Source organism: Streptomyces sp. NPDC050509 (assembly GCF_044457965.1).
Lineage (GTDB): Bacteria > Actinomycetota > Actinomycetes > Streptomycetales > Streptomycetaceae > Streptomyces.
Genome location: NZ_JBITHL010000008.1, coordinates 357,051 through 377,853 on the forward strand (window position 1 = coordinate 357,051; position 20,803 = coordinate 377,853).

Genomic DNA, 20,803 nt, shown 5'->3' on the forward strand with positions numbered 1-20,803 from the left:
TCGAAGGTACGAACCCTTCCGCTGCCCATGGCGGAAGGCTCTGCCCCTGACGCAGGAGTACGCCATGAGCGACGCCACCGAGCGCCCCGCCGCCGACTCGGACGCCTGGGCCACGGCATGCGCGGAAGACCTGGAAGCGGAGAAGGCGCGCCGCCGGGCCGCCTACGGGCCCCCGCCCGGCTCCGCCGCCGACGAGCTGCGCAAGCTGTTCGACGCCGTCGCCGACAAGGTCTCCACGTTCCAGAGCCCGCTGCTCGGCATGGCCGCGCAGGGCGCCGTCCAGCAGTTCGTCCAGCAGGCCAAGCAGGCCGTCGAGCCGGTCATCGAGCGCAACCCCGGGGTCTTCGACCACCTCGCGGCGGCGGGCGGCGAACTGCTCGCCGCGTACCGCTCCGCCGTCGAGGGCCAGGAGGCCCGCTGGACCCAGGGGCCCTCGTCCCCGTCGTCTCCCTCGTCCGCCTCTGCGCCGTCGTCCCCCTCGTCCTCCGGAGGACCGGACAGCGCGCAGCCGGACACCGAACAGCCCGGCACCGAACAGCCCGGCACCGTACGGCCGGACACGAAGAAGTCCGAGGACCCCACCGATCCCCGCGACGAGAAGCCCGGTCCTGACGGCCGCATCGACCTGGACTGACCGGTCGGGCACCCACCCTCGGGTACCGTTGCCCGTAGCGGGGCTCGACCGAAAACTGAGGGACACATGGGACTCACCATCGGCGTCGACATCGGCGGCACGAAGATCGCGGCCGGCGTGGTCGACGAAGAGGGCACCATCCTGGAGACGCACAAGGTGCCCACTCCGCAGACGGCCGAAGGCATTGTCGACGCGATCTGCGCGGCTGTCTCCGGCGCGGGCGAGGGGCAGCAGATCGAGGCCGTCGGGATCGGCGCCGCCGGTTACGTCGACGACAAGCGCGCCACCGTCCTCTTCGCGCCGAACATCAACTGGCGCCACGAACCGCTCAAGGACAAGGTCGAGCAGCGGGTCGGGCTCCCGGTCGTCGTGGAGAACGACGCCAACGCGGCTGCCTGGGGCGAGTACCGCTTCGGCGCCGGACAGGGCCACGAAGACGTCATCTGCATCACGCTCGGCACCGGTCTCGGCGGCGGCATCATCATCGGCAACAAGCTGCGCCGCGGACGCTTCGGTGTGGCAGCCGAGTTCGGGCACATCAGGGTCGTCCCGGACGGTCTGCTGTGCGGCTGCGGCAGCCAGGGCTGCTGGGAGCAGTACGCGTCGGGACGCGCCCTCGTCCGCTACGCCAGGCAGCGCGCCAACGCGACACCCGAGAACGCGGAGACCCTGCTCGGTCTCGGCGACGGCACCATCGAGGGCATCGAGGGCCGGCACATCAGCGCCGCGGCCCGGGCCGGCGACCCGGTGGCCATCGACTCCTTCCGCGAGCTGGCCCGTTGGGCGGGCGCCGGCCTGGCCGACCTGGCCTCGCTGTTCGACCCGTCCGCGTTCATCGTCGGCGGCGGCGTCTCGGACGAGGGCGAACTCGTCCTCGACCCGATCCGCAAGTCGTTCCGGCGCTGGCTCATCGGCGGCGAGTGGCGCCCGCACGCACAGGTCCTCGCGGCCCAACTGGGCGGCGAGGCCGGGCTGGTGGGAGCCGCGGACCTGGCCCGCCAGGGCTGACCCGCACCCTCCCGGCCGCTCGGCCTTCCGGCCTTCCGGGCCTCTCCGGCCGGACAGGGAATCGCTCGGCATACGCGCCCGTCGCACCCCGCGGGAGGGGGCGGCGGGCGCGGTGCTGTGTGTTGTGTGCCGCGCGGTCCCGTGCGGGGCGGCGCCCGTTTCCGTACGCACCCACGTTTCCCTACGCGCCCACGTGTGCCCGTACGCGGGTGGCGTCGGCCCGTACGGACACGGCGCCTCCCGTATCCTCTGCGCCATGGCGACGCCCCCGCCCCCGCTCCCCGACTCCGGTACCGAGCCGGACGGTTCGGCCGTGATCCGGGTGCTCAGCTACAACATCCGCTCGATGCGCGACGACCGCACTGCGCTGGCGCGGGTGATCACCGCGTGCGCGCCCGATCTGGTCCTCGTCCAGGAAGCGCCCCGCTTCTTCCGCTGGCGCCAACAGGCCGCCTGGCTGGCCGCGCACACCGGGCTCGTGGTGCTCGGCGGCGGCGCCCCCGCGACCGGGCCGCTCCTCCTGTGCTCGCTGCGCGTCGCGGTCGAACGCGCCGAGGACGTCCTGCTGCCGCACACCCCCGGTCTGCACCGGCGCGGCTTCGCGACGGCGGTGGTACGCATCGGGCGCGCCCGCCTCGCGGTACTGAGCTGCCACCTCAGCCTCCAGGCCGCCGAGCGGTACGCGCAGGCGGGCATGGTGCTCGACCGGCTCGCGGCGATGGACGTACCGCACGCGGTCGTGGCGGGCGACCTCAACGAGCGGCCCACCGGCCGCGGTTTCCGGCTGCTCGCCGGGAAGCTCCAGGACGGCTGGGCGGTCAGCCCGTGGGGCGACGAGTACACGTCCACACCGGACCGCCCGCACCAGCGCATCGACGCCGTGCTCGCCACCGAGGGCGTCGACATCCTCGGCTGCGGGGTGCCGCGGGGGCTGCCCGGCGTCACCGAGGCCGATCTGCGGGCGGCCACCGACCACCTTCCGGTGCTGGCCGCCCTGCGCGTACCGGCGGCGCCGTGAGCAGCGCTCTCCGGCGGTTGTACGACCGCTGTACCACCGCTGTGCGACCGCGCAGCTATACGACCGCGCCGCGGCCCGGGTCGTCGCTCTCGTCGTCGTCCGGATCCATCCGCGCCACCAGCGTCGCGAACCCGCCCAGGAAGCCGCCGATGCAGAGCGTGGTCAGCCACCACGTCATGTCCCAGCTCAGCAGGACCGCGACCAGCATCAGCACCGGCCCGCCGATCACCGCGAGCCAGGCGAACCTGGCCGTCACGTCGGACTCGGGCAGCGGGGGCGGCTCCGGCGGGACGAAGTGGCCCTCCTCGTCCTCGGCGTTCCCGTCCTCGGGCTCCGCGAGCCGGTAGTCGCGCGGGCCGCCGGCCCCGGGGAGGGCGATGCCCGGCCCGCCGACGCCGGGCGCGAAGGTGATCGAGCCGCCCAGGACGGGCTTCCCGGCCTCCGAGCTGCTGTCCTCGCCCGTGTCGGCCGCGTCGCCTGTGTCGGCCTTCTGGCCGCCCTGGTCGTCTCCGTCGTTCTTCGCCCCGTCCCCGGCCGAACCCGCCGGCGCATCCGCTGCCAATGCCGGGGTCAGGGACGAGGCCGGGGTCGAGGTCGAGTTCGGGGTCAGGGTCGAGGCCGGTGGCATCGGGGGCTTCAGCAGCCCCGGAGGCTCCGACGCCTTCTTCCCCGCGTCAAGTCCGTCAGGTCCGTCAGGTCCGCCGGGTCCACCGTCGAGCCCGTCCGGGGCGTCCGCCCCGGGTCTCGTACCGTTCCGCTCGCCCTCCAGCAGCGCCAGGTCCTCGACCGACTTGAACGGCTTGGCGCCCGGCGGGTCCGCCGGCTCCTCCCCGTACCCGGCGACGATCGCCGCCCAGGCCGCTTCCTCGTCGATCGGCTGCGGTTCGCGGTTCGCGTCATGCTCAGCCACCGGTGGTGCTCCCCTTCTTCCCGACAGTCGGAGCGAGCCGGCCGATGAACGCGTGACTCTCCTCGAAAATCCGCTCCGCGTCATGGTCCAACGTCGCGACGTGGTAGCTCTGTTCCAGCAGGACCTCACGAACATCCGTCGAGGAGACCCGGCCGAGGATCCTGGCCGAGTCGGCCGGCGGCACCACATGGTCCACCGTGCTGTGCAGCAGCAACAGCGGCTGGTTGACCTGCGGCAGCTCCCCGTCCACCAACCGGAAGAAGTTCCGCAGCGAGTGCGCGCAGTGCAGCGGCACCCGGTCGTAACCGACCTCCGCGTTGCCCTGCTTGGCGATGTCGCTCGTCAGCCCCTTGGTCGTCGCGACGAGATGGCGGAGGACCGGCAGCGCGTACGCCGCCGCCCCGTGCACCTTGATCCCCGGATTGACCACGACGATCCCGCTGACCGCCCGCCCGTGCTTCGCGGCCAGCCGCAGCGCCAGCGCCCCGCCCATCGACAGCCCCAGTACGAAGACCCGCTCGCACCGCTCCAGCAGCTCCCGCAGCGCCCGGTCCACCTCCGCGTACCAGTCCTGCCACCCCGTGAGCCGCATGTCCTCCCAGCGCGTGCCGTGGCCCGGCAGCAGCGGCAGGGACACGGTCAGTCCTCGCCCGGCCAGGTACTCGGCCCAGGGACGGAGCGACTGGGGGGAACCGGTGAATCCGTGACAGAGGAGGACGCCGACCTCGCCGCCCTCATGGCGGTACGGCTCGGCTCCAGGAAGGACCGGCACCAGAGGTCTCCTGTTCGTGAGGCTCGGGAAGGTGTACTTCACCGTACGCGACCGGACCGACACCGACCAGGTCCTTCCGCCCCTTCCGCGGACCTCCCGGCACGCCCCGCGACCGGCCCGGAGGAGGAGAGGGCGGGCACCCCACGGGTTAAGGTCTGTCCACAGCACAACAGAAGGAATTCGAGTTGATCTACGGCGCAGTGAAGTTCTCCATCGGAGGGTCGCTGAAGCTTGCCTTCAGGCCCTGGGTGGAGGGACTTGAGAACATTCCCGCCGAGGGGCCGGCGATCCTCGCGAGCAACCATCTCTCGTTCTCGGACTCGTTCTTCCTCCCGGCGGTGCTCGACCGCAAGGTCACCTTCATCGCGAAGGCGGAGTACTTCACCTCACCCGGGGTGAAGGGCAAGCTCACCGCCGCCTTCTTCAAGGGCGTCGGACAGCTCCCCGTGGACCGCTCCGGCGGGCGCGGCGCGGGCGAGGCGGCGATCCGGAGCGGCATAAAGGTCCTGGAGAACGGCGAGCTCTTCGGCATCTACCCCGAGGGCACCCGCTCGCCCGACGGCCGCCTCTACCGGGGCAAGCCCGGTGGTCTCGCGCGCGTGACGCTCGCCACGGGGGCGCCCGTCATCCCCGTGGCCATGATCGACACCGAGAAGATCCAGCCGCCCGGCAAGGTCGTCCCCAAGCTGATGCGCCCGGGAATCAGGATCGGCAAGCCGCTGGACTTCACGCGCTACCAGGGCATGGAGGGCGACCGCTTCATCCTGCGGTCGGTCACCGACGAGGTGATGTACGAGATCATGAAGCTGTCCGGCCAGGAGTACGTGGACGTCTACGCCACGGCGGCCAAGCGGCAGATCGCGGAGGCGGCGAAGGCCGCGTCGCCCGCCGACAGTTAGGACGCGCCGGCACGGCGGGCCGGCCGTCGGCCGCGGGCCGGGTGCCCGGCGTACGCCAGGGGGAAGGCAGAGGACATGGCCAAGCGCGAGCGTGTGGTGCGGATGTCGGTCGAGCAGCCGCTGTGGCGCGCGCTGAGCGGCTACCGCGTACTGACGATGGTGTACGCGGTGCTGCTCTTCGTCTTCGAACGCAGCCGCTTCGAACGGCCGTGGGTCGCCGCGGCCTTCCTCGCCGTCCTGGCCGTCTGGACGCTCGTCACGCTCCCCAAGGTCGCCAACGCGGTGAGCTGCACCAAGCGCTTCCTGGGCGCCGATCTCACCATCGGCCTCACCGGCATCCTGCTCACCCCCTTCGTCGACGTCCAGGCCCGCTCCGTCGACGGGCTCACCCTGCCGTCGATATGGGTCGCCGGATCGGTCCTCGCCTTCGCCGTCAAGGGCGGCTGGCGGTGGGCCGCCTTCGCCTCGACCTTCGTCGCCGCGGCCAATCTGATCGAGCGCGGCCACCCCACCCTGGACACCGTCCACAACGTGCTGCTCGTGTGGGTCGCCTCCATCGCCATCGGTTACGTCGTGGAGGTCGCCCGCGCCTCCGAACGCACCCTCGCCCGCGCCCTGGAGATCGAGGCCGCCACCCGGGAACGGGAACGGCTGGCTCGTGACATCCACGACAGCGTGCTCCAGGTGCTCGCCATGGTGCAGCGGCGCGGTACGGCGCTGGGCGGCGAGGCGGCCGAGCTGGGCAGGATGGCGGGGGAGCAGGAGATCGCCCTGCGGACGCTGGTCTCCAGCGGGCTGGTGCCCACCTCGCGGACCTCGGAGGACACCGCGCGGGGCGCGGTCGTCCGTACGGTCGACGACGCGGCCGACCCCGCCGACCTTGCCGCCGGGGGACCGGAGGAGGGCGGCGAGTCCGGGCCGTGCGACCTGCGGACGCTGCTCGCGCCCTACGCGGGCTCCCGGGTCACCTTCTCCGAACCGGGCACCCCCGTCGTACTGGAGCCCGCCGCCGCCCGGGAGCTGGCGGCGGCTGTCGGTGCCGCCCTGGACAATGTGAACAGACACGCGGGCGCGGACGCCCGCGCCTGGATCCTGGTCGAGGACTGGGGGCAGGAAGTGATCGTGACCGTACGGGACGACGGCCCCGGCATCCCCGAGGGCCGGCTCGCGCAGGCGGAGGGGGAGGGGCGGCTCGGTGTCGCCCTCTCGATCCGCGGCCGGCTGCGGGACCTGGGCGGCACGGCCGAGCTGGTGTCGGTGCCGGGACAGGGCACGGAAGTCGAGTTGAAGGTTCCACGGGGACGGGGAAAGACGGAGCGATGAGCGAGCAGACCACGGCGGCGACCACCGGTCCCGGGACGGACGGCGGCAACGGCGGGAGCGGACCGATCCGGGTGATGGTGGTCGACGACCACCCGATGTGGCGCGACGCGGTCGCCCGCGACCTGGAAGCGGCGGGCTTCGACGTCGTCGCCACCGCCGGGGACGGCCCCCAGGCGGTGCGCCGCGCCCGGGCCACCACCCCCGGGGTGCTCGTCCTGGACCTCAACCTGCCCGGCATGCCCGGCGTCCAGGTCTGCAAGGAGCTGGTCGGATCCCTGGCCGGGCTGCGCGTCCTGGTGCTCTCCGCCAGCGGTGAGCACGCCGACGTACTGGAGGCGGTCAAGTCGGGTGCCACCGGCTATCTGCTCAAGTCGGCCAGTACGGAGGAGCTGACCGACGCCGTACGCCGCACCGCCGAGGGCGACCCGGTCTTCACCCCGGGCCTGGCGGGCCTGGTGCTGGGGGAGTACCGCCGTCTCGCCTCGGAGCCCGCGCCGGCCGCCTCCGACCAGCCGAGGGCGCCCGAACTGACCGACCGGGAGACGGAGGTGCTGCGGCTGGTCGCCAAGGGCCTCTCGTACAAGCAGATCGCCGAACGGCTGGTCATCTCGCACCGCACCGTGCAGAACCACGTCCAGAACACCCTCGGCAAGCTCCAACTCCACAACCGTGTCGAGCTGGTGCGGTACGCGATCGAGCGCGGCCTCGACGACATCTGATCCGCCGGCGGGCCCCGGCCCGCCGCCCACGGGTCCTCCACTCGCCCGCGAAACAGTGCCGTCCGCCCTCTGGTGGAACGGGACCGCCCCTGTGCACCATGCCGGGGTGACCTGAATCACCCCTCCTGGCGAAGGGACGTGTTTCATGCGGGTCGGAGTACTGACGGGCGGTGGCGACTGCCCCGGGCTCAACGCGGTCATCCGCGCCCTCGTACGCAAGGGCGTCCAGGAGTACGGCTACGGCTTCACCGGCTTCCGGGACGGCTGGCGCGGCGCGCTGGACGGCGACACCGTACGGCTCGACATCCCCACCGTGCGCGGCATCCTGCCGCGCGGGGGCACCATCCTCGGCTCCTCACGCACCAACCCGTTCAAGGAGGAGGACGGCGTCCGCCGGATCAGGGAGACCCTGACCGCCACGGACGTCGACGCGCTGGTCGTGATCGGCGGCGAGGACACGCTCGGGGTGGCGTCGCGGCTCTCCGACGAGCACGCGGTCCCCTGCGTCGGTGTCCCCAAGACCATCGACAACGACCTGTCCGCGACGGACTACACGTTCGGCTTCGACACCGCCGTCGGGATCGCCACCGAGGCCATCGACCGGCTGCACACCACCGCCGAATCCCATATGCGGGTCCTGGTCTGCGAGGTGATGGGGCGCCACGCCGGCTGGATAGCCCTGCACTCCGGACTGGCCGGCGGCGCGAACGTCATCCTCATCCCCGAGCAGCGCTTCGACGTCGACCAGGTCTGCGCCTGGGTGACCTCCCGCTTCAAGGCGTCGTACGCGCCGATCGTCGTCGTCGCGGAGGGCGCGATGCCCAAGGACGGCGATCTGGTCCTCAAGGACGGCTCGCTGGACTCGTACGGGCACGTCCGGCTGTCCGGCGTCGGCGAGTGGCTGGCCAAGGAGATCGAACGGCGCACCGGCAAGGAGGCCCGCACCACCGTGCTCGGCCATGTCCAGCGCGGCGGCACCCCGAGCGCCTTCGACCGCTGGCTGGCCACCCGCTTCGGCCTGCACGCGATCGACGCGGTGCGTGACGGCGACTTCGGGAAGATGGTCGCCCTGCGCGGTACGGACATCGTGCGCGTCCCGATGACGGAGGCGACGGCGCGGCTCAAGACGGTCCGGCCCGAGCTGTACGCGGAGGCGGGCGTCTTCTTCGGGTAGCGCCCGGCACGGAGCCCGGTGGCGGACCCGCCGCCGGGCGGCCGGGCTCCCGCGAGCCCGACCGCCCGCCCGGCAGGGCTCCGTCACCCCCGCCGTACCGCCGCTCCCGGCACCCCCGCCCCCGCCAGCAGCTCCGCCACGATCCCCGGGCCGTCCAGCGTCAGCACCGACTCCGGATGGAACTGCACCGACGCGAACCCCGCGCCCCGCAGCGCGTGCACCTCCCCGCTCGCCGCCTCCCGGCTCACCTCCACGCCCCGCGCCGCCAGCCGCGCCGCCGCCGCGTCGTCGCAGTGCGCGGTGAAGCTGTTGTAGAAGCCCACCGTCTCCTCCCGGCCGAACAGCTCGATCCGGGTCTGGAGCCCCTGGTACGGAACCCGCTTGCGTACGGTCCCCAGCCCCAGTTCCGCCGCCAGCAGCTCATGCCCCAGACAGACCCCGAGCACCCCGTGGCGCCGGCCGCCGGGCGCGTCCAGCAGCTCCGCCGCCAGCCCGCGCAGCAGCCGCATCTTCGGGTCCGCAGGGTCCGCCGGGTCGCCGGGACCGGGGCCCAGCACCACCGGCCCCACGCCGTCCGCGTGCCCGAGCACCGCCTCCCGCAGCCCCGCCTCGTCGTACGCCCGTACGGTCACGGCCAGCCCCGAGGAGCGCAGGAGGTGCGCCAGCATCGCGGTGAAGGTGTCCTCGCCGTCCACGATCAGCGCGTGCCCCGACAGCGCCCCGGCGGTCTCCCGCATCCGCAGCCAGAACGGGGCGAGATCCGCGCGCCGCGCGTCCAGCGCCGCCCGTACCCGCGGGTCGTCGGCGAGCCGGGGCCGCGCCGACTCCGCGCGCGGGCGCCCAGGACGTACGCCCAGTGCCGCCAGCACCCCCGCCGCCTTGGCGTGCGTCTCGGCGACCTCGCTCTCCGGCCGGGAGTGGCGTACGAGCGTGGCCCCGACCGGCACCCGCAGCGCGCCGTCGGCGTCGATGTCGGCGGTACGGATCAGGATCGGGGAGTCGAGGGTCCGGGCCCCGCCGGAGTCCCGCCCGAGGAGCGCGAGCGCGCCCGCGTAGTACCCCCGCCCGCCCTCCTCGTGGCGCTCGATGACCCGGCAGGCGTTCCGCACCGGCGAGCCGGTGACCGTCGCCGCGAACATCGTCTCCCGCAGCACCTCGCGCACATCGAGCGAGGAGCGTCCGCGCAGCTCGTACTCGGTGTGCGCGAGGTGGGCCATCTCCTTGAGCCGGGGGCCGATCACCACCCCGCCCCGGTCGCCGACGGTGCACATCATCTTCAGCTCCTCGTCGACGACCATGGAGAGCTCGTCGGTCTCCTTGCGGTCGCCCAGGAACTCCAGCAGCGCCTCGGGCTCCGGCCCTCCGGCCGGATAGCGGAAGGTCCCGCTGATCGGGTTCATCACGACGGTCCCGCCGCTCATCCGGACATGCGCCTCGGGGCTGGCCCCCACGAGCGTGCGCCCGCCGGTGTGGACGAGGAACGTCCAGTACGCCCCCTGCTCCCCGACGAGCAGCCGCCGGAAGAGCGCGAGGGCGTCGGCCCGGCCGAAGCCGGGGATCCGGCCCTCGAAGGTGCGCCGGATCACGAAGTTCGCGCCCTCGCCCCGGCCGATCTCCTCGTCGATGACCCGCCGCACGATCTCCGCGTACCGCCGGTCGTCGATGTCGAAGGCACCGCCCTCGACCCGTACCGCGTGCGCGGGCAGCCGGTCCAGCACCTCGCCGAGGGGCAGCTCGTACGTCTCGTCAGCGACCAGCACGGCCAGCGGCGTCCCGTCGTCCCGTACGTCGAAGCCGCGCTCCCTGATCTGCCGGAACGGCACCAGGGCCAGCGCGGTGCGGTCACCCGCCGGGAGGTCGGCGAGCCGCTCCGCCTCGTGCACGGGGCCGATCAGCAGCTCCACGGTGTCGTGGTCCCGGCCGGGGGTGCGGCGGCGCAGCAGGGCGAACGGGGGACAGCCGTCGTCCAGCAGCCGGTCGATCATGTCGCTCGTGGACGGGCGGGTACGGGAGCCGGCGCCGGTGCGGGAGCCGGTGCCGTCGCCTGTGTCGGTGTTCATCTGCGGTGTTCCTTCCTTCAGGAGGGGGAGGAACGGCCCGCTTCCCCGGCTGGGAACCTGGCATCCGGACCCGGAGAACACTGAAGGCCGCCCCTCGGGCGGCCTTCGCGATGCATGGTGCGCGCGTGAATCAGAGGGCCGCCGGGTAAGGGGGCCACCACCAGGTCTGATGCGATCGCGCGAACATGAGCGGCACATTAGCGCATGCGCCGGGGCAGCGGTCTGTTCCACACTGTGAGCGCCGCGCCGACCGGTGCGCCCGACCACGTAATCTGGAGCGCGTGACAGTGAACGCTGAGAACTCCGCCGACCATGTGCCGTCCTGGCAAGATCTTCCCGCTGCCCAGCAGCCGGAGTATCCGGACCGGGAAGCCCTGCGTGAGGTCGTGGCCGAGCTGGAGAGCTATCCGCCGCTGGTCTTCGCGGGCGAGTGCGACCAGTTGCGCGCCCGGCTGGCGGCCGTCGCCAAGGGGGAGGCGTTCCTGCTCCAGGGCGGCGACTGCGCCGAGGCGTTCGACGCCGTCTCCGCGGATCACATCAGGAACAAGCTGAAGACCCTCCTCCAGATGGGCGCGGTCCTCACGTACGCCGCGTCCGTGCCGGTGGTGAAGGTCGGCCGGATCGCCGGGCAGTACTCGAAGCCGCGCTCCAAGGGCACCGAGACCCGCGACGGTCTGACCCTGCCGACGTACCGGGGCGACTCGGTCAACGGCTTCGCCTTCGACGAGAAGTCCCGGATCCCCGACCCCGAGCGCCTCAAGCGGATGTACCACGCGTCCGCCGCGACGCTGAACCTGGTGCGCGCCTTCACCACCGGCGGCTACGCCGACCTGCGCCAGGTGCACGCCTGGAACCAGGACTTCGTGAAGTCGTCCCCGTCCGGCCAGCGCTACGAGCAGCTCGCCCGCGAGATCGACAACGCGCTGAACTTCATGAAGGCGGCGGGCACCGACCCGGCCGAGTTCCGCACCGTCGAGTTCTACGCCTCGCACGAGGCGCTGCTGCTGGACTACGAGTCGGCGCTGACCCGGGTCGACTCTCGGACCGGCGGGCTCTACGACGTCTCGGGCCACATGGTGTGGATCGGTGAGCGCACCCGTCAGCTCGACGGCGCGCACATCGAGTTCGCCTCGAAGATCAAGAACCCGATCGGGATCAAGCTGGGCCCGACGACCACCGTCGACGAGGCGCTGACCTACATCGACCGCCTCGACCCGGACCGCGAGCCCGGCCGGCTGACCTTCATCGTCCGGATGGGTGCCGACAAGGTCAGGGACAAGCTCCCCGAGCTGGTCGAGAAGGTGACCGCCTCCGGCGCCACGGTGGCCTGGGTGACGGACCCGATGCACGGCAACACCTTCGAGGCGGCCTCCGGCCACAAGACCCGCCGCTTCGACGACGTGCTCGACGAGGTCAAGGGCTTCTTCGAGGTCCACAAGGGACTCGGCACGCACCCGGGCGGCATCCATGTCGAGCTGACCGGTGACGATGTCACCGAGTGCGTGGGCGGCGGCGACGAGATCTTCGTCGACGATCTCCACCAGCGCTACGAGACGGCCTGCGACCCGCGGCTCAACCGCAGCCAGTCGCTGGACCTGGCCTTCCTGGTCGCGGAGATGTACCGCGACCAGTAGCCCGCCAGGGGCGGAAACGCGACGCCGGTGGGGCACGGATCGAATGTGATCCGTGCCCCACCGGCGTTTCCCGGACTTTTCCGAATCGGACCGGGCGGGTAAGGTTAGGTTAGCCTCACCGACCTCGTCGGGGGCGACCCAGTCAGGAACGATCCCGCCGGGAGGTGAACCGCGTGTACGTCTGCTCATGTTTCGGGATCACCGAGACACAGGTGAGGGAACATGCGGCCGCCGGTGCCTGCACACCCCGCCAGATCGCGTCGGCCAGTAAGGCCGGCACCGACTGCGGCTCGTGCGTACGGCAGATCCAGTCGCTCCTGGGACGTGGCGGATGCCCCCGGCGTGAACTGCTGGAGCAGGCCACTCCCGCCCTCGGGGAAGCGGGCGCCCCGGCTGTCGCCGCGATCGCGGCCGTACTGCCCGAGGCCGCGTAGCGCTGTCCAGCCGTCCGGCCGGCTGCTAGCTGTCCGGCTGCTCGATGAGCTGGGCGATGTAGAGCGGTTCACCGAGTTTCTCGATCAGCTCCAGTTGGGTGTCGAGATAGTCGATGTGATGCTCCTCGTCCTCCAGGATCGATTCGAAGATGCCCTTGGACGTGTGGTCGCCCTTGGAGCGCATCACGTCGATACCGCGCTTGAGGCGGTCGATCGCCTCCACCTCGACCTGCCGGTCCGCCTGGAACATCTCGGTGACCGTCTGGCCGACCCGTACGTGGAAGAGCCGCTGGTAGTTCGGCAGCCCCTCCAGGAACAGCAGCCGGTCGGTGAGGAGTTCGGCGTGCTTCATCTCGTCGAAAGACTCGGCCCTGGTGTACTTGGCGAGCTTCGTCCAGCCGAAGTTCTCCTGCATTTTCGAGTGGAGAAAGTACTGGTTGATCGCGGTCAGTTCGGCGGTCAACTGCTCATTGAGGAATTCAATGACCTCGGGGTCGCCCTGCATCGCGCAGACTCCTTCCAAGCCGGTGACGGAGCAGAATGCGCGCATCCTCGCACCGTGATCAGGAGGCCGTCCAGTAAGTGCACGCTTAGTAGGAGTTGCCGGAATCGACGTGTACCTGGTCATCACCACCCCTCCCGGTCTGTCACCATGGAAGGCATGGGTCAGCCGGAGAGCCTGGAGCGCCGGGAGCCGGAAGAGTCCGAGCTGCCGCCCGGACAGCGGCTGCAGCGCGGCTGGCCGGTCACCCATTACGGCCCCGTACCGAAGTTCCGGCAGGAACGCTGGGAGTTCCGGGTCTTCGGCGCCACGGCCGACGGTGACAAACACTGCTGGAACCATGAGGAGTTCTCGGCTCTGCCGTTCTCCACGGTGGTCGCGGATCTGCACTGCGTCACAAAATTCAGCATGGTGGGGGCCGAATGGGGCGGGGTGCCCGCCCGTACGATCGTGGAACTCGCACCACCGGCGCCGAACGTCACGCATGTGATGGTCTGGGCCGAGTACGGCTTCAGCTCGAATCTGCGGCTCACGGACTTCGTCTCCGACCGCACGATCTTCGCCACCCACAAGGACGGCGAATTGCTCACCGCCGAACATGGATTTCCGGTACGGCTCGTCGTTCCCCAGCTCTACGCCTGGAAGGGCCCCAAATGGGTCCGCGGCGTGGAATACATGACCGCCGACCGCCGGGGTTTCTGGGAGGAACGCGGCTACCACAATGTCGGCGACCCCTGGTCCGAGCAGCGCTACTCCTACCAGGAGATCCCGGGAGACGGCCCGGAGCTGTGACGGCGCGCGGGAGCCCTGCCCCTGCTCGGTGACGGCGCGCGGGAGCCCTGCCCCTGCTCGGTGACGGCGCGCGGATCCTGAGGCTGACGCGCGGATCCTGAGGCTTGTGGCTCAGCCGTCGCGCAGCTTCTTCAGCCGCGCCACGTCCGCCGCGTGCCCTTCCTTGCCGCCCGGCGTCTCGATCACCAGCGGTACGTTCGCGGTCGCCGGATGCGAGAACAGCTCGCGGAACGGCTCCTCCCCGATATGGCCGGCGCCGATGTTCTCGTGCCGGTCCTTGTGCGCGCCCGCCACGTCCTTCGAGTCGTTGGCGTGGATCAGCTTGAGCCGGCCCTCACCGACCGTGTCCACCAGGAGGTCCAGCGTCTGCCGCATCCCGTGCGGTCCGGCGAGATCGTGGCCCGCCGCGAAGATGTGGCAGGTGTCCAGGCAGATCCCCAGCTTGGGGTGGGAGTCCAGCGCCTCGAAGTACGGGCCGAAGTCCCAGGTCCGCGAGCACAGTGAGGAGCCCTGGCCCGCCGTCGACTCCAGCAGCAGGAACGGGTCGTCGTCATGGGTCAGCTCGTCCAGGAGCGGCAGCATCCGCTCCCGTACCTGCGCGAGCGCCACCTCGCGCGGCCGGCCGCCGGTCGCGGACCCGGTGTGCACGACCACGCCCAGCGCGCCGATCTCCCGACCGCGCCGCAGGCTGTGGCGCAGCGACTCCACGGACTTCTCTGCGGTCGCCTCCGTGTGCGAGCCGAAGTTGATCAGATACGGGGCGTGCACGTACGCGGGCATCTCCGCCGCCTCGCACGCGGCGCGGAACTGCTCGTCCTGCGCCGGATTCCCGGCGGGCGTCGCCCAGCCGCGCGGATTGGCCGCGAAGACCTGGACGGTCTCCGCGCCCAGCTCGCGCGCGTACGCCAGACCGGTCGTGGCGAGCCCGCCGGCCACGGGGACATGGCCGCCGACAGGGTTGCGCATCTTTTTCTAGAGTCCCTTGGTCTTGATGGTGATCGTGGAGCCCTCAGGGGCCTGTTCGCCGCCGGCGACGGACTGCTCGCCCACCGTGTCCCCCAGGAACGGGAAGTTCCGCTCGACCTTGACCTCGAAGCCCGCGTCCTCCAGCGCCTTCCTCGCGTCGACGGTCTTCTGCCCGGTCACATCCGGTACGGAGACCATCCGCGGGCCCTTGGAGACGGTCAGCGTGACCGTGTCGCCCTGGGCGAGGCGGGCCCCCTCCGCCGCGGACTGCCGGGCGATGGTGCCCGCGTCCTGCGGTGCGTTCACCCGCTCGGGGGCGATCCTCACCGTGAGCCCCGCGTTCTCCAGCTCGGAGGTGGCGTCGTCCACGGACTCGCCGGTCACATCGGGCATGTCGATCGGGGCACCCTTGCTGACCAGCAGCGCGACCCCTGAATCGGGCCGTACGTCCGCGCCCGCCTCGGGCGTGGAGCTGATGACCGCGCCCCGCGCGACATCCTCGTCGAACTTCCGCGTGACGAGCCCGGAGGCCAGTCCGGCCTTCTTCAGCGCGGACCGCGCCTCGGCCAGCGACGTGCCGGCCAGCTCGGGCACCTGGACGATCTTCGGGCCACGGGAGATGACCAGCGTCACGGGACCGCTGCCCCGGACCCGGGAGCGGGGCTCAGGATCCGTGCCCATGACCGTGCCCCGGTCGAAGGAGTCGCTGAAGTCCCGGGCAACCTTCGCGTCGATCCCCTCGTCGCCGAGCCGCTTGCGCGCTTCCTTCTCCGTCTGCCCGAGCAGCGAGGGCACCCGGGTGAACTGGCCGGAGTTGATGTACCAGACGCCCGACCCCACCCCGAGGACCAGCAGCACAGCGACGATCGCCGCGAGCACGCCCCGCGACGGCATGCCACGGAGCCCACCGGCCCCGCCGCGCGTCCGGCCGGGCGGCGCCGCGGAGTCAGAGGGCGGCATCTCCAGCCTGCTCGTGTGCCGGACGGGCTCGTCGTCCGGCTCCTCGACGGGCCGGATCCGGGGGATCACCGCCGTACGCCCGTCGGAGCCCGCGCCGTCCTCCGCCTCGGGCCTGGCCTGCGGCGGTACGGCGTCGAGCTGTGCGTCGGTGAGCGCCGCGCGGGCCGCCCGGGTCAGCGCCAGCAGCGCGACCGCGTCGAGCGGACGCTCCTCGGGGTCGCGCGCGGTGGCCGCGGCGACCAGCCGGTCCAGCTCGGGCGCGAGCCCGGGAACGGCGGCGGACGGGGCCGGTACGTCCTCGTTGAGATGGCGGTAGAGGACCTGCGCCGGGGTGTCCCCTGAGTGCGGCTTGGCGCCGGTCAGCATCTCGTGCAGGACGACCCCGCACGCGTACACGTCGACCCGGGTGTCCGACGTGCCGTGCTCGATCTGCTCCGGCGCGAGGTACGAGACCGTGCCGAGGACGGTCCCGGTGGTGTTGGTCACATCGCCGACGCCCCTGACGAGCCCGAAGTCGGCGACCTTGACCCGGCCGTCGTCCCCTATCAGCACGTTCTCCGGCTTCATGTCCCGGTGGACGAACCCGGCCCGGTGCGCGGCGCCGAGCGCGGCCAGCACGGGCTCCAGGATGTCCAGCGCGGCCCGCGGGCGCAGCGCCCCGCGCTGCCGTACGACATCGCGCAGGGTGCACCCCGCGACGTACTCCATCGCCAGGTAGACGTACGCGCCCTCCGCGCCCTGGTCGAAGACCGCGACCACATTGGGGTGCGCCAGCCGCGCCACCGACTTGGCCTCACGGATGAAACGCTCCACGAAGGAGACGTCCGCCGCGAGCGCCGGATGCATCACCTTGAGCGCCAGGACCCGGTCGAGCCGGGTGTCCACGGCCCGGTAGACCGTGGCCATGCCGCCGACCGCGATCCGCGCGTCGACGCGGTAGCGGCCGTCGAGCACCTGCCCGACGATGGGGTCCTGAAGGGTCGTATCCACGCTGGTGAGTCTACGAGTCGCCACCGACACCCCCGTAGGCCCGGGTCGGACCGGACACACGACTGAAGCCGAGCTGTGACAGGCCCAGAGGAGGCCCGTACCGGGTCGGCCGCCCCGCTGTGACGTCCCGGTCAGAAGGCGGGCCGCTCCGGGTCGAGCGCCGCCACCCCGTCCAGCGGCGAGGACGCCTCCGCGAAGTGGCGCCGGGGGATCCGGCCCGCACGCCGCGCCAGCCGGCCCGCCGTCACCGCGTGCCGCATCGCCTCGGCCATCAGCACCGGCTCCTGGGCGCGGGTGACCGCGGACGCCAGCATCACCGCCGCGCACCCCAGCTCCATCGCGAGCGCCGCGTCCGACGCGGTGCCCGCGCCCGCGTCCAGGATCACCGGGACCCGGGCGCGCTCCACGATGAGCTGGAAGTTGTGCGGGTTGCGGATGCCCAGCCCGGAGCCGATGGGCGAGCCCAGCGGCATGATCGCCGCGCACCCCACGTCCTCCAGTTTCGCCGCGAGGACCGGGTCGTCGTTGGTGTACGGCAGGACCGTGAACCCGTCGTCCACCAGCGTCTCCGCGGCGTCCAGCAGCTCGACAGGGTCGGGCAGCAGGGTGCGTTCGTCGGCGACGACCTCCAGCTTGATCCACTCCGTGCCGAGCGCCTCGCGGGCGAGCCGGGCGGTGAGGACGGCCTCACCGGCGGTGAAACAGCCAGCCGTGTTGGGCAGCGGACGGATGCCCAGCGTCTTCAGCACGGAGAGCACGGAGCCCTGCACGGTGGGGTCGAGACGGCGCATCGCGACCGTGGTGAGTTCGGTGCCGGAGGCGATCAGTGAACGTTCGAGGACATCGAGGCTGGGCGCCCCGCCCGTCCCCATGATCAGCCGGGAGGCGAAGGTGGTGGAGCCGATGGTGAGAAGGTCGTCGGCCATGTCCGTCAGCCTCCCTGGACCGCGGTGAGGACTTCCACCCGGTCGCCGTCGTTGAGCGCGGTGCCGGACCAGCGGGTACGCGGGACCACCGTCTCGTTGACGGCGGCGGCCACCCCGGAGCGCGCCGGAGTGAGGGTCGCGACGACGGTGTCGAGCGTGGTCGCGGGGGCGAACTCGCGTGGCTCGCCGTTGACGGACACGTACATCACGGCGGTGTTCATACGGGCTGCTCCAGGGAGGCGGACGGGGAACCGGTCGCGGTAGGGGAGCCGGACGCGGCGGGGGAGAAGCGCAACGGGGTGAAGGGCGCGGCCTCGGGCGGCAGTTCACCGGTCGTCAGGACGGTCGCCAGCACCTCACCGGTGACCGGCGTCAGCAGCACCCCGTTGCGGTAGTGGCCGGTGGCCAGCGAGAGCCCCGGCAGCACGGTCGGCCCCAGCAGCGGCGCGTTGTCCGGCGAGCAGGGGCGCAGCCCCGCGCGGGTCTCGGTCAGCGGCAGCTCGGTGATGCCGGGCACCAGCTCGTGCGCGTCGCGCAGCAGCTCGTACACCCCGCCCGCCGTGACCGTCGTGTCCCAGCCCAGCTCCTCGCTGGTCGCGCCGACGACCAGCTCACCGTTCTCGCGCGGCACGAGATAGACCTGGGAGCCGCGCACCACGGCCCGTACCGTCCGGGACAGGAAGGGCGCGTAAGGGCGGGGCACCGCCAGCCGCAGCACCTGCCCCTTGACGGGCCGTACGGGCGGCACGGCCTCAGGGGGCACGCCCGCCAGCCCGCCGCTGAGGCTGCCGCCCGCCAGCACCACCCGGTCCGCGCCGAGCACGCCGCCGTCGGCCAGGACGGCGCCTGCGGCCCGGTCCCGTACGACGGAGAGCCGCCGCGCCCAGGAGCGGTGGAAGACCACCCCGGCCCGTTCGCAGGCCGTCAGGAGCGCCGCCGCGAGCCGCCGCGGATCGATCTGGTGGTCGCCGTCGACCCGCAGACCACCGCGTACGCCCGGCGCGAGCATCGGCTCCAGGCGCCGGCATTCGCGCCCCGTGAGCCACTCGGACGTCAGCCCCGAGCGCACCTGGAGGGCGTGCAGCTCACGGAGCTGGGCGCGGTCGTCGGAGTCCAGGGCCACGGCGAGCGTGCCGCACGCGCGGTAGCCGGTGTCCCGGCCGCTCGCCTCCTCCAGCTCCGCGACGAACGCGGGATAGCGCTCGGCGGAGGCGAGGTTGAGGCCGAGCAGGGTCTGCTCGCCGTGGTGGAGTTCGGTGACGGCGGCGAGCATGCCCGCCGCGACGCGCGCCGCGCCGCCGCCCGGATCGGGGTCGGCGACAGCGGTCCGCAGCCCGCGCTGCGCCGCCCGCCAGGCGGTGACCAGACCGATGATCCCGCCCCCGACGACGAGGACGTCGTACCCCGTGGAGGCGGACGCCCCCTGTGTTCCGTGGGGCGGTTGTTCCAGAGGTGATCGCTGGGATGACTGCATGGGCGTCCAGCCCCTCCCTTCGCCGGCATGACCCGGATCAGGTTCGTACGGTCGGAGGCCGCTCCAGCCTCCCTCTCAGCCCGGTGCGTCCGGACTCCCGCGAGGTAGTGTCGACGGAAAGCCTAACGCGCGGTCCGCCGCCCGGTAAGGGAGTGTCGGCCGTGGCCCGTTCACGAGGCGGACACCGCCTCTCTAAGGTGGCCGGGTGAGCGAACTGACGCAGGGACTCGGGCGGGACGGGCGGACGGACGAGCCCGGAGTGGTCGTCGTCGGCGCGGGCATGGCGGGCGTACAGACCGCCGTGGCCCTGCGCGAGAAGGGGTACGACGGCCGGATCACCCTGATCGGCGAGGAACCGCACCCGCCCTACGACCGGCCCCCGCTCTCCAAGGCCGTCCTGCTCGGCCAGGCCGAAGGCTCGGCCTTCGACATCGACTTCGCGGCCCTCTCCGTAGACCTCAGGGTGGGCCTGAAAGCCACCGGGCTGCGGCCGTCCGCCCGGGAGATCGACACCACCGCCGGGCCCGTCCCGTACGACGTGCTGGTCATCGCCACCGGCGCCGAGGCCGCCGTACTGCCCGGCACGGAGGGCATGCCCGCTGTCCATCCGCTGCGCACCCTCGACGACGCCGAGCGGCTGCGCCCCGTGCTGGAGCGGCGGCAGCGGGTCGTCGTCGTGGGCGCCGGGTGGATCGGCGCGGAGTTCACCACCGCCGCCCGCGAGGCCGGGTGCGCCGTGACGGTCGTGGAGGCGGCCGACCGGCCGCTCGCCGGCGCCCTGCCGGCCGAGGTCGCCGCGCCCATGACCGGCTGGTACGCGGAGAGCGGCGCCACGCTGCTGACGCACGCCCGCGTGGCCGGCGTCGAGGCGGGCACGGTGGTCCTGGCGGACGGCCGCCGGCTCCCCGCCGACGCGGTGGTCGTGGGCATCGGCGCGCGGCCCGCGACGGCCTGGCTCGCCGGCTCAGGCATCGCGCTGGGCGCGGACGGATCGGTCACCGCGGACGAGCGGCTGCGCACCTCGCTGCCCGACGTGTACGCCGTCGGCGACTGCGCGTCCTTCCCGTCCGCGCGCTACGGCGAACGGCTGCTCGTCCACCACTGGGACAACGCGCTCCAGGGGCCACTCACGGTCGCCGCGCAGGCCGTCGGGGAGACCGACCCGGTCTACGACCCCGTGCCGTACTTCTGGTCGGAGCAGTTCGGCCGCTTCGTCCAGTACGCGGGCCACCACCCGGCGGCCGACACCCTGGTGCGGCGCGGCGACCCCGCGGGGGCGGCCTGGTCGGTGGTCTGGCTGCGCGACGGCGTCCTGGTGGCCCTGCTGGCCGTCGGAAGACCCCGTGACCTGGCCCAGGGCCGCAAGCTGATCGAGGCGGGCGCGCGCCTGGACCCGGAGTCGGCGGCCGATCCGGCGGTGCCGCTGCGCAAGGCGGTACTCCGGGCGCTCTGAGCGATCCGTGCTTTTCGGGCTTCCGGGCTTCCGTGCTTGTCGGGCTTCCGGGCTTGTTGGACTTCTCCCGGGGCCGCCCACCGGGTTTTCCGGGTGCGCGGAGGGCCCGAAGGGCCGATACGGCCTGGTTTCGACCCCGTCCGGGGTGGCTCGGG

Annotated in this window: 20 protein-coding genes and 1 riboswitch; of the genes, 11 read left to right on the forward strand and 9 right to left on the reverse strand. The window is 72.4% G+C overall.

From position 1 onward, the window contains the following. Positions 1-64 precede the first annotated feature (64 nt). The 3 genes from ACIBJC_RS24305 (at position 65) to ACIBJC_RS24315 (ending at position 2,660) form a co-directional block, all read left to right on the forward strand. Positions 65-634, forward strand: a complete 570-nt coding sequence (locus tag ACIBJC_RS24305; protein WP_399295781.1) for a DUF5304 domain-containing protein — start codon at positions 65-67, stop codon at positions 632-634. A gap of 66 nt (positions 635-700) precedes the next feature. Further along, entirely contained in the window at positions 701-1,642 is a 942-nt protein-coding gene (locus ACIBJC_RS24310; protein ID WP_399295783.1) for an ROK family glucokinase, read from the forward strand. A gap of 256 nt (positions 1,643-1,898) precedes the next feature. After that, positions 1,899-2,660: an endonuclease/exonuclease/phosphatase family protein gene (locus ACIBJC_RS24315; RefSeq protein ID WP_399295785.1), complete on the forward strand. Its 762-nt coding sequence runs from the start codon at positions 1,899-1,901 to the stop codon at positions 2,658-2,660. A 55-nt stretch (positions 2,661-2,715) separates the two neighbouring features. Here ACIBJC_RS24315 and ACIBJC_RS24320 read toward each other — a convergent pair whose 3' ends face one another. Together ACIBJC_RS24320 and ACIBJC_RS24325 are read right to left on the reverse strand one after the other, a co-directional pair. Continuing rightward, on the reverse strand, positions 2,716-3,570 hold the full coding sequence (locus ACIBJC_RS24320; protein ID WP_399295787.1) for a hypothetical protein: 855 nt from the start codon (positions 3,568-3,570) through the stop codon (positions 2,716-2,718). Then, complete coding sequence (locus ACIBJC_RS24325; protein WP_399295789.1) at positions 3,563-4,342, reverse strand: alpha/beta hydrolase; 780 nt, start codon at positions 4,340-4,342, stop codon at positions 3,563-3,565. Before ACIBJC_RS24325 ends, ACIBJC_RS24320 begins: the two co-directional genes overlap by 8 nt. Before the next feature lie 185 nt (positions 4,343-4,527). Here ACIBJC_RS24325 and ACIBJC_RS24330 point away from each other — a divergent pair, with 185 nt between their 5' ends. From ACIBJC_RS24330 to ACIBJC_RS24345, 4 genes are all read left to right on the forward strand, one after another. Further along, positions 4,528-5,241: a lysophospholipid acyltransferase family protein gene (locus tag ACIBJC_RS24330; RefSeq protein ID WP_399295791.1), complete on the forward strand. Its 714-nt coding sequence runs from the start codon at positions 4,528-4,530 to the stop codon at positions 5,239-5,241. Between the two features lie 75 nt (positions 5,242-5,316). Continuing rightward, complete coding sequence (gene macS, locus ACIBJC_RS24335) at positions 5,317-6,564, forward strand: MacS family sensor histidine kinase (RefSeq protein WP_399295793.1); 1,248 nt, start codon at positions 5,317-5,319, stop codon at positions 6,562-6,564. Between the two features lie 74 nt (positions 6,565-6,638). Continuing rightward, positions 6,639-7,283: a response regulator gene (locus ACIBJC_RS24340; protein WP_399296046.1), complete on the forward strand. Its 645-nt coding sequence runs from the start codon at positions 6,639-6,641 to the stop codon at positions 7,281-7,283. Between the two features lie 145 nt (positions 7,284-7,428). Beyond that, positions 7,429-8,457 (forward strand): 6-phosphofructokinase, encoded by a 1,029-nt coding sequence (locus ACIBJC_RS24345; RefSeq protein WP_399295795.1) that lies wholly within the window; start codon positions 7,429-7,431, stop codon positions 8,455-8,457. An 83-nt stretch (positions 8,458-8,540) separates the two neighbouring features. On the opposite strand, the gene ACIBJC_RS24350 is transcribed toward ACIBJC_RS24345, so the two are convergent. Then, positions 8,541-10,442: an anthranilate synthase family protein gene (locus ACIBJC_RS24350; protein WP_399296048.1), complete on the reverse strand. Its 1,902-nt coding sequence runs from the start codon at positions 10,440-10,442 to the stop codon at positions 8,541-8,543. 356 nt (positions 10,443-10,798) lie between these two features. Between ACIBJC_RS24350 and ACIBJC_RS24355 the strand changes: the two genes are divergently transcribed. Both ACIBJC_RS24355 and ACIBJC_RS24360 read left to right on the forward strand, forming a co-directional pair. Beyond that, positions 10,799-12,151 (forward strand): class II 3-deoxy-7-phosphoheptulonate synthase, encoded by a 1,353-nt coding sequence (locus ACIBJC_RS24355; protein WP_399295797.1) that lies wholly within the window; start codon positions 10,799-10,801, stop codon positions 12,149-12,151. A gap of 164 nt (positions 12,152-12,315) precedes the next feature. After that, on the forward strand, positions 12,316-12,585 hold the full coding sequence (locus tag ACIBJC_RS24360; RefSeq protein ID WP_399295799.1) for a bacterioferritin-associated ferredoxin: 270 nt from the start codon (positions 12,316-12,318) through the stop codon (positions 12,583-12,585). Between the two features lie 25 nt (positions 12,586-12,610). Here the strand turns inward: ACIBJC_RS24360 and bfr are convergent, their stop codons facing one another. Beyond that, positions 12,611-13,090, reverse strand: a complete 480-nt coding sequence (gene bfr, locus ACIBJC_RS24365) for a bacterioferritin (RefSeq protein WP_382888602.1) — start codon at positions 13,088-13,090, stop codon at positions 12,611-12,613. Between the two features lie 156 nt (positions 13,091-13,246). Between bfr and ACIBJC_RS24370 the strand changes: the two genes are divergently transcribed. Then, positions 13,247-13,879, forward strand: a complete 633-nt coding sequence (locus ACIBJC_RS24370; protein WP_399295802.1) for a sulfite oxidase-like oxidoreductase — start codon at positions 13,247-13,249, stop codon at positions 13,877-13,879. A gap of 111 nt (positions 13,880-13,990) precedes the next feature. Here ACIBJC_RS24370 and ACIBJC_RS24375 read toward each other — a convergent pair whose 3' ends face one another. The 5 genes from ACIBJC_RS24375 to thiO form a co-directional block, all read right to left on the reverse strand. After that, the gene (locus tag ACIBJC_RS24375; RefSeq protein WP_329826007.1) at positions 13,991-14,845 is read right to left on the reverse strand and encodes a deoxyribonuclease IV; all 855 of its coding nucleotides are present in this window, start codon (positions 14,843-14,845) and stop codon (positions 13,991-13,993) included. Between the two features lie 6 nt (positions 14,846-14,851). Next, a complete protein-coding gene (pknB, locus tag ACIBJC_RS24380) occupies positions 14,852-16,795 on the reverse strand; it encodes a Stk1 family PASTA domain-containing Ser/Thr kinase (RefSeq protein ID WP_399295804.1) in 1,944 nt (647 codons plus the stop codon). A 131-nt stretch (positions 16,796-16,926) separates the two neighbouring features. After that, positions 16,927-17,721, reverse strand: a complete 795-nt coding sequence (locus tag ACIBJC_RS24385; protein ID WP_329826009.1) for a thiazole synthase — start codon at positions 17,719-17,721, stop codon at positions 16,927-16,929. Positions 17,722-17,726: 5 nt separating this feature from the next. Beyond that, the gene (gene thiS, locus ACIBJC_RS24390; RefSeq protein WP_399296050.1) at positions 17,727-17,927 is read right to left on the reverse strand and encodes a sulfur carrier protein ThiS; all 201 of its coding nucleotides are present in this window, start codon (positions 17,925-17,927) and stop codon (positions 17,727-17,729) included. A gap of 11 nt (positions 17,928-17,938) precedes the next feature. Further along, the gene (thiO, locus tag ACIBJC_RS24395; RefSeq protein WP_399295807.1) at positions 17,939-19,195 is read right to left on the reverse strand and encodes a glycine oxidase ThiO; all 1,257 of its coding nucleotides are present in this window, start codon (positions 19,193-19,195) and stop codon (positions 17,939-17,941) included. After that, positions 19,193-19,306: riboswitch (TPP riboswitch) on the reverse strand. It overlaps the preceding gene by 3 nt. 94 nt (positions 19,307-19,400) lie before the next feature. Here thiO and ACIBJC_RS24400 point away from each other — a divergent pair. Continuing rightward, complete coding sequence (locus tag ACIBJC_RS24400; protein WP_399295809.1) at positions 19,401-20,648, forward strand: NAD(P)/FAD-dependent oxidoreductase; 1,248 nt, start codon at positions 19,401-19,403, stop codon at positions 20,646-20,648. Positions 20,649-20,803 lie beyond the last annotated feature (155 nt).